The organism is Xanthomonas sp. NCPPB 1132, assembly GCF_056629235.1.
In genome coordinates this window covers 3,617,213-3,631,329 of sequence record NZ_CM152819.1, presented here as the reverse complement: position 1 = coordinate 3,631,329, position 14,117 = coordinate 3,617,213, and the positions used below count along the sequence as shown (strand labels likewise).

General features: G+C 69.2%; 15 protein-coding genes. 14 read left to right on the top strand and 1 reads right to left on the bottom strand.

Going from position 1 to position 14,117, the window contains the following annotated elements; all coding sequences use genetic code 11:
• Positions 1-66: 66 nt before the first annotated feature.
• The 6 genes from lepA to recO all read left to right on the top strand — a co-directional run bounded on the left by lepA (position 67) and on the right by recO (position 5,883).
• A complete protein-coding gene (lepA, locus tag AC1G9L_RS15500) occupies positions 67-1,857 on the top strand; it encodes a translation elongation factor 4 (protein ID WP_019800425.1) in 1,791 nt (596 codons plus the stop codon).
• Positions 1,858-1,958: 101 nt separating this feature from the next.
• Positions 1,959-2,759: a signal peptidase I gene (gene lepB, locus AC1G9L_RS15495; RefSeq protein WP_019800426.1), complete on the top strand. Its 801-nt coding sequence runs from the start codon at positions 1,959-1,961 to the stop codon at positions 2,757-2,759.
• A 20-nt stretch (positions 2,760-2,779) separates the two neighbouring features.
• Positions 2,780-3,157 (top strand): DUF4845 domain-containing protein, encoded by a 378-nt coding sequence (locus AC1G9L_RS15490; RefSeq protein ID WP_010340596.1) that lies wholly within the window; start codon positions 2,780-2,782, stop codon positions 3,155-3,157.
• Entirely contained in the window at positions 3,147-3,827 is a 681-nt protein-coding gene (rnc, locus tag AC1G9L_RS15485) for a ribonuclease III (protein WP_026143959.1), read from the top strand. The genes AC1G9L_RS15490 and rnc overlap by 11 nt, the downstream gene beginning before the upstream one ends.
• A complete protein-coding gene (gene era / locus AC1G9L_RS15480) occupies positions 3,824-4,729 on the top strand; it encodes a GTPase Era (RefSeq protein ID WP_010340598.1) in 906 nt (301 codons plus the stop codon). Before rnc ends, era begins: the two co-directional genes overlap by 4 nt.
• A 287-nt stretch (positions 4,730-5,016) precedes the next feature.
• Entirely contained in the window at positions 5,017-5,883 is an 867-nt protein-coding gene (gene recO / locus AC1G9L_RS15475) for a DNA repair protein RecO (protein ID WP_481071155.1), read from the top strand.
• 324 nt (positions 5,884-6,207) lie between these two features.
• Here the strand turns inward: recO and AC1G9L_RS15470 are convergent, their stop codons facing one another.
• The gene (locus tag AC1G9L_RS15470; protein WP_481069441.1) at positions 6,208-6,918 is read right to left on the bottom strand and encodes a response regulator transcription factor; all 711 of its coding nucleotides are present in this window, start codon (positions 6,916-6,918) and stop codon (positions 6,208-6,210) included.
• A 149-nt stretch (positions 6,919-7,067) separates the two neighbouring features.
• On the opposite strand from AC1G9L_RS15470, the gene rlmD reads away from it, so the two are divergent.
• The 8 genes from rlmD (at position 7,068) to AC1G9L_RS15430 (ending at position 14,110) form a co-directional block, all read left to right on the top strand.
• Entirely contained in the window at positions 7,068-8,414 is a 1,347-nt protein-coding gene (rlmD, locus tag AC1G9L_RS15465) for a 23S rRNA (uracil(1939)-C(5))-methyltransferase RlmD (RefSeq protein ID WP_019801894.1), read from the top strand.
• Positions 8,415-8,483: 69 nt separating this feature from the next.
• The gene (locus AC1G9L_RS15460) at positions 8,484-9,008 is read left to right on the top strand and encodes a CYTH domain-containing protein (RefSeq protein WP_019801895.1); all 525 of its coding nucleotides are present in this window, start codon (positions 8,484-8,486) and stop codon (positions 9,006-9,008) included.
• Between the two features lie 118 nt (positions 9,009-9,126).
• Positions 9,127-9,801 (top strand): DsbA family oxidoreductase, encoded by a 675-nt coding sequence (locus AC1G9L_RS15455; protein ID WP_481069440.1) that lies wholly within the window; start codon positions 9,127-9,129, stop codon positions 9,799-9,801.
• Positions 9,802-10,066: 265 nt separating this feature from the next.
• On the top strand, positions 10,067-11,074 hold the full coding sequence (nagZ, locus tag AC1G9L_RS15450) for a beta-N-acetylhexosaminidase (RefSeq protein ID WP_019802268.1): 1,008 nt from the start codon (positions 10,067-10,069) through the stop codon (positions 11,072-11,074).
• Positions 11,074-11,628: a hypoxanthine-guanine phosphoribosyltransferase gene (locus AC1G9L_RS15445; protein WP_010342284.1), complete on the top strand. Its 555-nt coding sequence runs from the start codon at positions 11,074-11,076 to the stop codon at positions 11,626-11,628. The genes nagZ and AC1G9L_RS15445 overlap by 1 nt, the downstream gene beginning before the upstream one ends.
• 91 nt (positions 11,629-11,719) lie before the next feature.
• The gene (locus AC1G9L_RS15440; protein ID WP_019802267.1) at positions 11,720-12,466 is read left to right on the top strand and encodes an S-methyl-5'-thioinosine phosphorylase; all 747 of its coding nucleotides are present in this window, start codon (positions 11,720-11,722) and stop codon (positions 12,464-12,466) included.
• An 88-nt stretch (positions 12,467-12,554) separates the two neighbouring features.
• Entirely contained in the window at positions 12,555-12,761 is a 207-nt protein-coding gene (cspE, locus tag AC1G9L_RS15435; RefSeq protein ID WP_003488188.1) for a transcription antiterminator/RNA stability regulator CspE, read from the top strand.
• A 98-nt stretch (positions 12,762-12,859) separates the two neighbouring features.
• The gene (locus AC1G9L_RS15430; protein ID WP_481069439.1) at positions 12,860-14,110 is read left to right on the top strand and encodes an FAD-dependent oxidoreductase; all 1,251 of its coding nucleotides are present in this window, start codon (positions 12,860-12,862) and stop codon (positions 14,108-14,110) included.
• The last annotated feature ends 7 nt before the right edge of the window (positions 14,111-14,117 follow it).

Here is a 14,117-nt window from a genome sequence, read left to right as displayed (position 1 = left end):
ATGCGATAATGGCCCGTTATCCTGACGACGGTCCTGGCCGCCGCCCACCTCATGTCCTCTGATTCGATGCGGAACATCCGCAACTTCTCCATCATCGCCCACGTCGACCACGGCAAATCGACCCTGGCCGATCGCATCATCCAACTCTGCGGCGGCCTGCAGGCGCGCGAGATGGAAGCGCAGGTGCTCGACTCCAACCCGATCGAGCGCGAGCGCGGCATCACCATCAAGGCCCAGTCCGTGTCGCTGCCGTACACCGCACAGGACGGGCAGGTCTACCACCTGAACTTCATCGACACCCCTGGCCACGTCGACTTCTCCTACGAGGTCAGCCGCTCGCTGGCCGCCTGCGAGGGCGCGCTGCTGGTGGTGGACGCGGCGCAGGGCGTGGAGGCGCAGTCGGTGGCCAACTGCTACACCGCGGTGGAGCAGGGCCTGGAAGTGGTGCCGGTGCTGAACAAGATCGACCTGCCCACCGCCGACATCGACCGCGCCAAGGCCGAGATCGAGGCGGTGATCGGCATCGACGCCACCGACGCGGTGGCGGTCAGCGCCAAGACCGGGCTGAACGTGCGCGACGTGCTGGAGGCGATCGTGCACCGCATCCCGCCGCCGGTGCCGCGCGACACCGACAAGCTGCAGGCGCTGATCATCGACTCCTGGTTCGACAACTACCTGGGCGTGGTCTCGCTGGTGCGGGTGATGCAGGGCGAGATCAAGGCTGGCGACAAGCTGCTGGTGATGTCCACCGGCCGCACCCACCAGGTCGACAACGTCGGCGTGTTCACGCCCAAGCGCAAGGTGCTGCCGGCGCTGCGCGCGGGCGAGGTGGGCTGGGTCACCGCCAGCATCAAGGACGTGCACGGCGCGCCGGTCGGCGACACCCTGACCCTGGCCGGCGACCCGGCGAGCAAGCCGCTGCCGGGCTTCCAGGAGATGCAGCCGCGCGTGTTCGCCGGCCTGTTCCCGGTCGATGCCGAGGACTACACCAACCTGCGCGAGGCGCTGGACAAGCTGCGCCTGAACGACGCGGCGCTGCGCTTCGAGCCGGAAAGCTCCGAGGCGATGGGCTTCGGCTTCCGCTGCGGCTTCCTCGGCATGCTGCACATGGAGATCGTGCAGGAGCGCCTGGAGCGCGAGTACAACCTGGACCTGATCAGCACCGCGCCGACCGTGGTCTACGAGGTGCTGAAGACCGACGGCAGCATCATCAGCATGGACAACCCGGCCAAGCTGCCGCCGGTGAACATGGTCGAGGAGATCCGCGAGCCGATCATCCGCGCCAACATCCTCACCCCCGAGGAATACATCGGCAACATCATCAAGCTGTGCGAGGAAAAGCGCGGCAGCCAGATCGGCATCAACTACCTGGGCAGCCAGGTGCAGATCAGCTACGAACTGCCGATGGCCGAGGTGGTGCTGGACTTCTTCGACAAGCTCAAGTCGGTCAGCCGCGGCTACGCCTCGCTGGACTACCACTTCGTGCGCTTCGACACCGGCCCGTTCGTGCGCGTGGACGTGCTGATCAACGGCGACAAGGTCGACGCGCTGTCGCTGATCGCCCACCGCAGCCACGCCGACCGCCGCGGCCGTGAACTGTGCGAGAAGATGAAGGACCTGATCCCGCGGCAGATGTTCGACGTGGCGATCCAGGCCGCGATCGGCTCGCAGATCATCGCCCGCACCACGGTCAAGGCGATGCGCAAGAACGTGCTGGCCAAGTGCTATGGTGGCGACGTCTCGCGCAAGAAGAAGCTGTTGGAAAAGCAGAAGGAAGGCAAGAAGCGCATGAAGCAGGTCGGCCGCGTGGAAATCCCGCAGGAAGCCTTCCTGGCCGTGCTGCAGATGGACAAGTAGCTGGGAGTCGTGAATAGGGAATGGGGAATGGAAAGAGCGCATGCTCTTGCCTTCCCGATTCCCCGTTCTCCATTCCCGATTCCCATTCCGAAGGAATACGAATGAAATGGTTTGAAATCGCGCTGGTGGTCCTGACCTTCGCCACCGGCATCATCACCCTGCTGGACAAGCTGTTCTTCGCCAAGCGCCGCGCCGCGCGGGCCGGGTTGCTCGACAGCGAGCCGGTGATCGTCGACTACTCGCGGGCGTTCTTCCCGGTGCTGGCGGTGGTGCTGATCCTGCGCAGCTTCATCGCCGAGCCGTACAAGATCCCGTCCAGCTCGATGATGCCGAACCTGCTGGTCGGCGATTTCATCCTGGTCAACAAGTTCTCCTACGGCTTCCGCCTGCCGATCACCAACCAGAAGATCATTTCGGTCGGCGAGCCCAAGCGCGGCGACGTGGTGGTGTTCAAGCCGCCGCACAAGCCGGACGAGAACTGGATCAAGCGCGTGATCGGCCTGCCGGGCGATCGCATCGGCTTCCACGGCGACACCCTGTACATCAACGGCACGCCGATGAAGTACAAGGTCATGGGCGAGTACGTCGGCAAGGGCAAGGGCGCGGAAATGACCGGTGCCACGCTGCTCACCGAGTACCTGCCGGGCCGCACCCACACCGAGCTGGAGTGGATCGACCGCAACAATCCGGCCGGCCAGGGCGACTGGGTGGTGCCGCCGGGCAAGTACTTCGTGATGGGCGATAATCGCGACAACAGCGAGGACAGCCGGTTCTGGACCCAGACCCATTTCCTGCCCGAGGAGAACCTGCGCGGCAAGGCGTTCCTGATCTGGCTCAATTGCGAAGGCTGGTTTTGCAGCGGCAGTTTCGATCCGTCGCGGATCGGGACGACCATTCAGTGACTTGCGTGAGGGGAAGCGCGATGAAGCACAAGCAAAGTGGCATGACCTTGACCTCGTTCGTGATCGTGCTGGCGGTGGTCGGATTCTTCGTCTACATCGGCATGAAGCTGTTCCCGATGTACATGGAGTTCTACGCGGTGCGCTCGGCGATGAAGGGCCTGGCGACTGAGGCCGGCAGCGCCGAGATGGATCCGTCGCAGGCCAAGGCCTCGCTGTTCCGGCGCCTGGACATCAACAATTCGGACAACGTCAAGCCCGGCGACGTCACCTTCGAGCGCACCGATACCGGTGTGAAGATGCACGTGGCCTACGAAGTGCGCCGCCCGCTGATCGCCAATCTGGACGTGGTCGGCAAGTTCGACGCCACCCAGGACCTGACGACGCGTGGTGGCCAGTAAGACCATCCTGCGCGGTGACCGCATCGGTCACCGCTTCGCCGAGCCGCAGTTGCTGGCGCAGGCGCTGACCCATCGCAGTGCCGGCGCGCCGCACAACGAACGTCTGGAATTCCTCGGCGACGGCATCGTCAACCTGCTGATCGCCGAGGCGCTGTACCAGCGCTGGCCCAAGGCCGACGAGGGCGCGCTGACCCGCGCCCGCGCCGAGCTGGTGCGCGAGGCCTCGCTGGCCGCGATCGGCCGGCAACTGGAGCTGGGCGAACGCCTGACCCTGGGCCCGGGCGAGATGAAGTCCGGCGGCCATCGCCGCGATTCGATCCTGGCCGATGCGGTGGAGGCGGTGGTTGCGGCGATCTACCTGGACGCCGGCTTCGAGACCTGCCGCGCCACCATCCTGCCCTGGTTCGAGGCCGCGCTGGCGGCGCTGCCGGTGGGCAAGGTGGAGAAGGACGCCAAGACCCGCCTGCAGGAATGGCTGCAGGCCCGGCAGCGGACCCTGCCGGCCTACGAACTGATCAGCGAGACCGGCGACGACCACGCCAAGCTATTCCGGGTACGCTGCGTACTCGCCGAGCCCGCCCTGGTGACCGAGGGCGAGGGCACCTCGCGGCGCCTGGCCGAGCAGCAGGCCGCCGCCGCCGCCATCGAGCAACTGGATTCGAGCAAGTGAACGAACAAGCCACTCCCCCTTACCGCAGCGGCAGCGTGGCCGTGATCGGCCGCCCCAACGTGGGCAAGTCCACCCTGACCAACGCCCTGGTGGGCGCCAAGGTCAGCATCGTCTCCAACCGGCCGCAGACCACCCGGCACCGGCTGCTGGGCATCGCCAGCTTCCCGGCCGGTCAGTTGCTGCTGGTCGATACCCCGGGCCTGCACCGCGAGCAGAAGCGCGCCATGAACCGGGTGATGAACCGCGCCGCGCGCGGCTCGCTGGAGGGCGTGGACGCCGGCCTGCTGGTGATCGAGGCCGGGCGTTGGGATGAAGAGGACACGCTGGCGTTCAACGTGCTCAGCGACGCCGGCATCCCGGTGGTGCTGGTGGTCAACAAGGTCGACCGGCTCAAGGACAAGACCGCCCTGCTGCCGTTCCTGCAGCAGGTCAGCGAGGGCCGCAGCTTCGCTGCGGTACACCCGATTTCCGCGCTCAAGCGCAAGGGCCTGGAGGCGCTGGTGCGCGACCTGCTGGCCTTGGTGCCGGAAGCGCCGCCGATGTTCGGCGAAGACGAGATCACCGACCGCAGCCAGCGCTTCCTGGCCGGCGAACTGGTGCGCGAGCAGTTGATGCGCCAGCTCGGCGAGGAACTGCCGTACGCGACCACCGTGGAGATCGAGCGCTTTGCCGAGGACGGCGCGCTGCTGCGCATCGGCGCGGTGATCTGGGTCGAGCGCGAAGGCCAGAAGGCGATCGTGATCGGCAAGGGCGGCACCCGCCTGAAGGACATCGGCGCCAAGGCCCGCCAGCAGATGGAGCGCCTGTTCGGCGCCAAGGTGTTCCTGGAGACATGGGTCCGCGTGCGCGAGGGCTGGTCGGACGACGAGGCGGCGTTGAAGGCGTTCGGGTACGGGGAGTAAAGCCGGGATTCGGGATTCGGGATTCGGGATGACCAGCCTGCGGCTGTTGCAAGCCGGAATTCGGGATTCTCTGAGGGTGCGCAGCGCATCTGGCGTTTTGTAGGAGCGGCTTCAGCCGCGACAGGCTGTCCCGGTAACGCGCGTCGCGGCTGAAGCCGCTCCTACAAAGAAACGCGGCCCTTTCTTGCGTGGTCCCGTTTAACTCGGTATAGCACCGCTTCCCGCGCATCCGCACGCGTTCCGTTCTCGGGCCGCTGCTTTTGCGAATCCCCAATCCCCACTCCCGAATCCCCGCCTTGATAGAGCACGAACCCGGTTTCGTCCTGCACGCCCGGCCCTGGCGCGAGACCAGCCTGCTGGTGGAGGTGCTGAGCGTGCACCACGGCCGGCTCGGGGTGCTGGCGCGCGGCGTGCAGGGGCCGAAGAAGCAGGCCTTGCGCGCGGCGTTGCAGCCGCTGCAGTCGATCCGCTTCAGCGCGCAGCGCCGCGGCGAACTGGCGCAACTGCGCGCGGCCGAGGCGCTGGATGCGGCGCCGCGGCTGAGCGGCGAGGCGATGCTGGCCGGCTTCTACATCAACGAACTGACCCTGCGCCTGGCCCCGCGCGACGACCCGGCGCCGGACCTGTACCTGGCCTATGCGCGGGTGCGCGCACGGCTGGCGGCCGAGGCACCGCTGGCCTGGTCGCTGCGCTGCTTCGAGCGCGATCTGCTGGAGGCGCTGGGCGTGGGCTTCGACCTGCGCCACGACGGCGACGGTGAGCCGATCGACCCGGCCGCGCGCTACGTGCTCGACGCCGAACACGGACCGCGCCGGTTGTTGAGCGACCGCGGCCACGACCAGCGCAGCGGCATGGCCACCGGCCGCGCGCTGCTGGCCCTGGCCGACGACACCGAACCGGTTGCCGAGGATCTGCCCGGCCTGCGCCGCGGCATGCGCGTGGTGCTGCTGCATCACCTCGGCGGGCGCGGCCTGAAATCCTGGGAAATGGTCGAGGACCTGGCACGGCAGCGCAGCGCGGCCGCCGCTGAGGCGCCGGAGCCGGCAGCGCCCGCGGACGCCGGTATGGACTGCACGTCCGACGCGACGGCGGAGTCCACCGTGGAAGGGACGAAGGTGCCGCCGTCCGCGGCGTCGCGAGCGCCGCGGCCATAACGGTACTCAGGCGACCTGGGTTCCGCACACGTCAACCAGGTGCACGTTTCTCTGTAGGAGCGGCTTCAGCCGCGATGGCCGTTCCCGGTAACGCCTGTCGCGGCGGAAGCCGCGCCGACGGGAGATTGGAGATGCACCTCGGTCACGCCATCACGCACCATCGCCGTCGCATGAAGCGATGACGGCAGGTGGGCGAGGGCGGTCGCGGCTTGCACCGCCCTGGCAACGTCCGGGAGCGCGCGGATCGCAACCGAGGCCGCGTCTCCCCCCAGCCCAGGCGGACGCCGATCGGCATCCCCAATCCCCAATCCCCAATCCCGGCTTTCAGTGCAACAACGCCGCCACCGCCTCGCTGAACTGGTGGCGGGCCTGCGAGGAGGCCGGGTCGCCATGCAACTGGCGCACGGCGCGCGCCAGGCGCGCGGCGCCGACGAAGCCGCAGCTGGCCTGCAGCCGGTGCAGGTGGTTGCGCACGGCCTGGTCGTCGCTGAGCTGCAGGGCCGAGGCGACCGCGTCGCGGGTGCCGGGCAGCTCGGCCAGGAACAGCTCGCGCAGCGCGATCAGATGCGCGCGCTCGCCGTTGAGCGCGGCCAGCGCGGTGGTCTCGTCCCAGTCCAGGGTCGGCTCGGCAGTCCCCGGCGTGCCGCCGGATTGGCCGCGCGCCAGCAGCCGGCGCACCGATTGCAGCAGCCGTTCGGTGCTGAGCGGCTTGAGCAGCACGTCGGCGAACCCGGCATCGAGCAACTCCGCGCGAACGGTGCCGCTGGCGTCTGCCGTGTGCGCCAGTCCGAGGGTGCCGGGGCGCTGCCGCTGCAACTGGCGCAGCAGGTCGCTGCCGCTGCCGTCGGGCAGGTTGGCGTCGATCAGCCACAGGTCGTGGGCCTGCGTCTGCGCGCGGTCGAGGGCGCTGGCGACGGAGTCGGCCAAGTCCACCTGCGCCGGCAGCGCCTGCAGGGTCGCGTCGAAGAAGGCGCGGCTGATCGGGTCATCTTCGACGAGCAGCAGTCGCGTTACCGGGTCCTGGGTCGATGCCATGCTGAGCCTCCATGCGGCGTGGTCGCATCCCGCGCGGTGGCGCGCGTGCGTGCGCCACTTTGCCTCGCCGGCGCGGCAATCGCAAGCCGGTCCCGGCCCGGCCCATCTGCGACAATAGCCGCCCTTTTCCGCCCGCAGCCTGTTGCCACGTGGCCCGATCCAGAAACCGTCTCGACCGCACGCCCTTCCAGACCGACATCGCCGACCTCAGCCATGATGGCCGCGGCGTGGCCCGCCGCGAGGGCGACAAGGTCGCCTTCGTCGCCGGCGCGCTGCCTGGCGAGACCGTCCTGGCCGAACCGACCGCGCGCAACCGCCACTTCGACGAGGCGCGCACCGTGCAGGTGCTGCAGGCCTCGCCGCAGCGGGTGACGCCGCGCTGCCCGCATTTCGGCGTCTGCGCCGGCTGCGTGCTGCAGCACCTGGCCGAGGACCAGCAGATCGTGGCCAAGCAGCGGGTGCTGACCGAGAACCTGGAGCGCATCGGCCACGTGACGCCGCAGGCGGTGCTGCCGGCGCTGACCGGCGCGCCCTGGGGCTACCGGCGCAAGGGCCGCTTTTCGGTGCGGCGGGTGGAGAAGAAGGACAAGACCCTGGTCGGCTTCCGCGAGCAGGACCCGCGCTTCGTCGCGGACCTGTCGGTCTGCCACACGGTGATCCCGCAGATCGGTTTCAAGGTGACCGCGCTGGCGGAACTAGTGGAGAGCCTGGACGGCAAGCGCGACATCCCGCAGATCGAGTTCATCGCCGGCGACGCCGCGGTGGCGCTGACCTTCCGCCACATGCAGCCGCTGAGTGCACGCGACCAGGACGCGCTGATCGCCTTTGCGCAGCAGCACGATTTCGCCATCTTCCTGCAGCCCGGCGGCGTGGACAGTGTACATCCGCTGTATCCGCAGGAGGTGCCGCTGTCGTTCCGGCTGCCGCAATGGGACGTGGAGCTGGCGTTCCGGCCGCTGGACTTCATCCAGGTCAATGCCGCGCTCAACGAGAAGATGATCGCGCACGCGCTGGCGCTGCTTGACGCGCAGCCCGGCGACCGGGTGCTGGACCTGTTCTGCGGCCTGGGCAACTTCACCCTGCCGCTGGCGCGCACCGTGCGCGAGGTGGTGGGCGTGGAGGGCGACGCCGGGCTGGTGGCACGGGCGCGGGAGAACGCGCAGCGCAACGGCCTGGACAATGCCCAGTTCTTCGCCGCCGACCTGACCCAGGACCAGCGCCAGGCGCCATGGATGCGACAGGGCTTCGACAAGCTGCTGCTGGACCCGCCGCGCTCCGGCGCGCTGGAGGTGCTGCAGCAACTGCCGCTGAAACAGTTCCAGCGCATCGTCTACGTCAGTTGCCATCCCGGCTCGCTGGCGCGCGACGCCGGCTACCTGGTCAACGAACAGGGCTTCGTGCTCAAGGCCGCCGGCGCGATGGACATGTTCCCGCATACCGCGCATGTGGAGAGCATTGCGGTGTTTGAGAAGCCGGGAATGGGGAATCGGGATTAGGGATTCGTCACGGCGGCTGCGCGCGCGGTTTAAGCTTTTTCCATTCTCCTTTCCCCATTCCCGATTCCCATGGCCATCGAAATCGAACGCAAATTCCTGGTGACCGGCGAGGGCTGGCGCGCGGCGGCGCATGCGGTGATGCCGATGGCGCAGGGCTATCTCAACGACCAGGCGGCGTTGGCCAGTGGGGCGCAGAAGGCGTCGGTGCGGGTGCGGGTGCAGGGCGAGGCCGCGTTCCTCAATCTCAAGTCGCGCGAGCTCGGGCACACCCGCCAGGAGTTCGAGTATCCGATTCCGCTGGACGATGCGCGCGCGCTGCTGGCGCTGTGCGTGGGCGGCCTGATCGACAAGCGCCGGCATCTCGTGCAGTACCAGGGCCACCTCTGGGAAGTGGACGAGTTCCTCGGCGACAACGCCGGGCTGGTGGTCGCCGAGATCGAGCTGGACAGTGCCGATGAGGCATTCGCCAGGCCCGACTGGCTCGGCGCCGAAGTCACCGACGATCCCCGGTACTACAACGTGGCGCTGGCGAACTGTCCATTCTGCGAATGGACGGGATTGGGGAGTCGGGATTCGGGATTGGCAAAAGCGTAAAGCCAAACGCCGCGCGCGGCCCGCTTTTGCGAATCCCCACTCCCCAATCCCGAATCCCCGCTTCTCGCAGCGATCCGGCTTATGCTTTTTGCGAATCCCCAATCCCCAATCCCCGCTCATGCGCATCGATATCTGGTCCGACGTGGTCTGCCCCTGGTGCTGGATCGGCAAGCGCCGGTTGCAGCAAGGTGTTGCGTCGCTGGGCGCGGAGGCGCCGGTGCTCGAGATCCACTGGCATCCGTATCAACTGGATCCGGATGCCGGTATCGAGCCGGTGCCGTTGCGCGAGGCCTATGCGGCCAAGTTCGGTGGTGCGGCGCGCACCGAGCAGATCCTGGCGCAGACCCAGGCCACCGCGCGTGCCGAAGGCCTGCCGTTCGACTTCGGCCGCGGCCAGGTGCGGGTGACCACGCTGCCCGCGCACCGTCTGCTGTGGCTGGCCGCGCGCGAGGGCGATGTCGATGCGGTCGCCGAGGCGCTGTTCCATGCGCACTTCGCCGAGGGCCGCAACCTGGCCCAGGTGCAGACGCTGTGCGAGGCCGGCGCCGCGGGTGGGCTGTCGGCGGCGCGGGTGCAGGCGCTGCTGGACGGCGACGAGGGCCTGGACGAGATCGAGGCGGAATTGCAGCAGGCGCAGGCCATGGGCATCCGCGCGGTACCCACCTACGTGATCGATGGCTGCCAGGCGCTGCAGGGCGCGCAGCCGCCGGAGGTGTTCGCCGCCACCGTGCGCGGCCTGCTCGCTGACGCCCAGGCGGGCCACGATTGCGGCCCGGACGGCTGCGCGGTCTAGACGTCCCGCGCCAGACGTCGTCGCAGGAGGCAACGGGCCGCAAGGCCGCCTTGCGCGCGTGAACCGGGCGAACGGCAGCGCGGCGCGGCCCTGCTGCGCCGCGCTGCTGCGCTGCGCTGCGCCTCGCCGCGCGTGCCCTCAACTCGGACGCGTTCATTACCGCGACGTGTCAGCTGACAGAGGGCCGACCTGCCGCCGACGCCGGCATCTGCGACAATGCCGGCCCACAGGCGCCTGAACCGCGCCGGCAGGAGGAATCCCCCGCATGCTCGCGATCGGCGTTGCCGGTACCGAACTCACCGCGCAGGAGCGCGACTGGCTGCAGCACGATGCGGTGGCCGGCGTAGTCCTGTTCAAACGCAATTTCGCCTCGCGCGCGCAGGTGACCGAACTGAGCGCGGCGATCCGCGCCGCGGCGCCGCGACCGCTGCTGATCTGCGTGGACCAGGAAGGCGGGCGCGTGCAGCGCTTCCGCGAGGGCTACAGCGCGCTGCCGCCGCTGCAGGGCTTTGGTGCGCTGTATGCGCGCGATCCGGCCGCGGCGCTGCAGATGGCCGAGCAGCACGCCTGGCTGATGGCCAGCGAAGTGCGCGCCAGCGGCGTCGACCTCAGCTTCGCCCCGGTGCTGGACCTGGCCCGCGGTAACCGCGCCATCGGCGACCGCGCCTTCAGCGACGATCCGCAGGTGGTCGCCGCCTTCGCCGGAGCCTATGTGCGCGGCATGCACAGCGTCGGCATGGGCGCCACCCTCAAGCATTTCCCCGGCCACGGCACCGTGCTCGAGGACACCCACGTCGACGACGCCGAGGACCCGCGGCCGCTGGAGACCCTGCGCCAGGAAGACCTGGTGCCGTTCGCCGCCGGCATCGCCGCCGGCGCCGACGCGGTGATGATGGCGCACGTGGTCTATCCGCAGGTGGCGCCGGAACCGGCCGGCTACTCGCCGCGCTGGATTCAGCAGATCCTGCGCCAGGAACTGGGTTTCCGCGGCGTGGTGTTCTCCGACGACATCGGCATGGCCGCTTCGTTCGCCGCCGGCGGCGTCGCCGCGCGGGTCACCGCGCACCTGGATGCCGGCTGCGATGTCGTGCTGGTCTGTCACCCGGAACTGGTCGAAGACTCGCTGCAGGCCGTGCACGACCGCCCGCTCAATACCGCCGCGCTGCTCGGCCTGATCGGCCGCGGCGGCCTCGGCTGGGACGGCCTGCTGGCCGACGCCCGCTACGGCCACGCCCAATCCCATCTCCTCTCCACCTTCGGAAAAACCGCCTGATGTCCACTCTCACCATCGCCCAGGCCCTGGCCCAGGCCGACCTGCTGGTCGATCGCCCGCGCATTGACCAGGCCATCGCCCAGATGGCCGACGCCATCGCCGCCGACTACCGCGGCGAAACCCCGGTCTACCTGACCATCATGCACGGCGCGCTGCCGTTCGCCGGCCAGCTGGCGCTGGAACTGGGCAGCCGCGGCCAGGACCTGCAACTGGACTACCTGCACGCCACCCGCTACCGCGGCGAGACCGTCGGCGGCGAGCTGGTGTGGAAGCACCGCCCGGCCACCGCGCTGTACGGCCGCCGCGTGCTGCTGCTCGACGACATCCTCGACGAAGGCCTGACCCTGAAGGCGGTGCGCGAGTGGTGCCTGGAGCAGGGCGCCACCGACGTGCGCATCGCCGCGCTGACGGTCAAGCGCCACGACCGCTGCGTGCCCGGGGTGAGCGCCGACTACATCGGTGTCGAGGTGCCCGACCGCTACGTGTTCGGCTTCGGCATGGACGTCAACGAGGCCCTGCGCAACCTGCCGGCGATCTACGCGATGAAGGAGTAAGCGGGCAGGCGAGCTTCGCCTCCGCCGCCGTCGTTTGCCGCTGCCGGCGCGCGTCGCCGGCGCAGGCGTTCCCTTCCGTTCGAGGATCCGCATGGACAACATCGCACTGGCCGTCATCGGCGGCACCGGCGTCTACAAGCTCGCACAGCTCGACGACGTGCAGACCCACGAGGTCGAAACGCGCTACGGCGCGCCCTCCGGCCCGGTGCGGGTCGGCACGCTGCTCGGCCATCGCGTCGCCTTCCTGGCCCGCCACGGTGAAGGCCATTCGCTGCCGCCGCACAAGATCAACTACCGCGCCAACCTTGCTGCGCTGCAGCAGATCGGCGCCACGCGCGTGCTCGCGTTGAACACGGTGGGCGGCATCACCAAGCGCTTCGGCCCGCGCGTGCTGGCCTGTCCAGATCAGCTTATCGACTACACCTGGGGGCGCATCTCTACCCTGTGCGAGGAGCCGGGCAGCGAGGTGCTGCACGTGGATTTCGGCCATCCGTATTCGCCGCTGCTGCGCAGCAAGATCCTGGCCGCCGCGCGCGTCACCGGCACCGCTCTGGTCGATGGCGGTTGCTACGCCGCCACCCAGGGCCCGCGCCTGGAAACCATTGCCGAGATCGCGCGGCTGCGCCGCGATGGCTGCGACCTGGTCGGCATGACCGGCATGCCCGAGGCCGGGCTGGCGCGCGAGCTGGGCCTGGACTACGCCTGCCTGGCGATCGTGGCGAACTGGGCGGCCGGCTGCGGCGACGCCGAGGAGATCACCCTGGCCGAGGTGCTGGCCAACGTCGAGGCGGCCTCGGTCGGCCTGCCGGAGCTGGTGGGGGAACTGGCGCGCGGGTGATTGTCTTCGCTGCGCAAGCTTTGCATACTCCGCCGGTGCGGCTGCCGCACAACCACCACCCATTCACTGCAAAAGGTCTCGCATCACCATGCCGAACGGTACCGTCAAGTGGTTCAACGACGCCAAGGGATTTGGTTTTATTTCTCCGGAAGACGGTAGCGCCGATGTGTTCGCGCACTTCTCCGCGATCAACTCCAAGGGCTTCCGCAGCCTGCAGGAAGGACAGCGTGTCAGCTACGACGTGACCCAGGGTCCGAAGGGCGCGCAAGCCTCGAATATCACGCCGGTCGAGTAAGCGCTCGCGTTGACTCGGTTGTGCCTTGAACCCCGCTTCGGCGGGGTTTTTTGTGGGAGACGCCGCCGCTGCGGTGGCGTTCGCAGACAGTGGATGCAATGAAGCAAGGACTGCAGATCGGGATCGTCGGGTATGGCACCGCGGGCCAGGCACTGGCGCTGCTGCTGGCGCGCGACGGGCACCGCGTGCAGGTGTTCGAGCGCGCCGCCGAGCCGGGGCCGGTCGGTGCCGGCTTCCTGCTGCAGCCGACAGGCCTGCAGGTGCTGTGGCGGATCGGCCTGCTCGAGCAGGCGCTGGCCTACGGCGCGCCGGTGCACCGCCTGTACGGCGAGACGCCGTGCGGACGCGCGGTGATGGACATGCGCTATCGCGACCTGGACGCGCGCCTGTTCGGGCTGGGCATGCAGCGCGGCGCCTTGTTCGCGCTGCTGGTGCAGGCCTGGGACGGCTACGCCACCTTGCAGCGCGATACGCGCATCGTCGCCATCGACGACACGCTGCGCCGGGTGCAGGACCAGCACGGCCGCTGGCACGGGCCGTTCGACCTGGTGATCGCCTGCGATGGCTCGGCCTCGACGCTGCGTGGGCAGGTGCAGGCGACGCGGCTGGATCGGGTCTATCCCTGGGGCGCGTTGTGGTGCCTGCTGCCGCGCGGCGACTGGGCCTTCGCCGACGAACTGCGCCAGCGCTACGTGGCCGCGCGCAAGATGATCGGCCTGCTGCCGGTGGGCACGCGCCCGGGCGATGCCGAGCCGCGGGTGAGTTTCTTCTGGAGCCTGCCGACCGCCGACTTCGACGTCTGGCAGGCGCGCGGCATGCAGCCGTGGCTGGAGGAGATCGCGCAGCTGTGGCCGCAGGCGCGCGAACGCCTGGCGCAGATCGACGCACCGGCGCAACTGGCGCGGGCCAGCTACCGCGACGCGGTGCAGCGGCACTGGTACCGCGGCCGCCTGGTCCTGGCCGGCGATGCCGCACATGCGATGAGCCCGCAGCTGGGGCAGGGCGTCAACATGGCGCTGATGGACGCCTGGGCGCTGAGCGAGAGCCTGCGCACCGCGCCGGACATCGACGCGGCGCTGGCGCGCTACCAGGCGCAGCGGCAGGCGCACGTGGCGGTGTACCAGTTCTGGAGCCGCTGGTTGACCCCGCTGTTCCAGTCCGAGCGCGACCTGGCGGCGCGGCTGCGCGACGTGGGCATGCTGCCGGCCGGGCGCATGCCGGGGGGGCGCGGACACATGCTGCGCGTGCTTAGCGGCACCCAGCACGGCTGGTTCGGCAAGCTGGCGTTGGCGCCGGAGTTTTTCGCGGCGTTGCAGGACGCGGTGACGCGACGCGTGGCGCTGCCGTAGGCGGCGA

Bases quoted from the DNA above. Each gene is read 5' to 3' on its own strand.
- AC1G9L_RS15490 (WP_010340596.1), top strand. From the start codon at position 2,780: ATGAAGCACAAGCAAAGTGGCATGACCTTGACCTCGTTCGTGATCGTG.
- nagZ (WP_019802268.1), top strand. From the start codon at position 10,067: ATGCTCGCGATCGGCGTTGCCGGTACCGAACTCACCGCGCAGGAGCGC.
- AC1G9L_RS15455 (WP_481069440.1), top strand. From the start codon at position 9,127: ATGCGCATCGATATCTGGTCCGACGTGGTCTGCCCCTGGTGCTGGATC.
- AC1G9L_RS15445 (WP_010342284.1), top strand. From the start codon at position 11,074: ATGTCCACTCTCACCATCGCCCAGGCCCTGGCCCAGGCCGACCTGCTG.
- lepA (WP_019800425.1), top strand. From the start codon at position 67: ATGCGGAACATCCGCAACTTCTCCATCATCGCCCACGTCGACCACGGC.
- AC1G9L_RS15470 (WP_481069441.1), bottom strand. From the start codon at position 6,918: ATGGCATCGACCCAGGACCCGGTAACGCGACTGCTGCTCGTCGAAGAT.
- AC1G9L_RS15460 (WP_019801895.1), top strand. From the start codon at position 8,484: ATGGCCATCGAAATCGAACGCAAATTCCTGGTGACCGGCGAGGGCTGG.
- lepB (WP_019800426.1), top strand. From the start codon at position 1,959: ATGAAATGGTTTGAAATCGCGCTGGTGGTCCTGACCTTCGCCACCGGC.
- cspE (WP_003488188.1), top strand. From the start codon at position 12,555: ATGCCGAACGGTACCGTCAAGTGGTTCAACGACGCCAAGGGATTTGGT.
- AC1G9L_RS15440 (WP_019802267.1), top strand. From the start codon at position 11,720: ATGGACAACATCGCACTGGCCGTCATCGGCGGCACCGGCGTCTACAAG.
- AC1G9L_RS15430 (WP_481069439.1), top strand. From the start codon at position 12,860: ATGAAGCAAGGACTGCAGATCGGGATCGTCGGGTATGGCACCGCGGGC.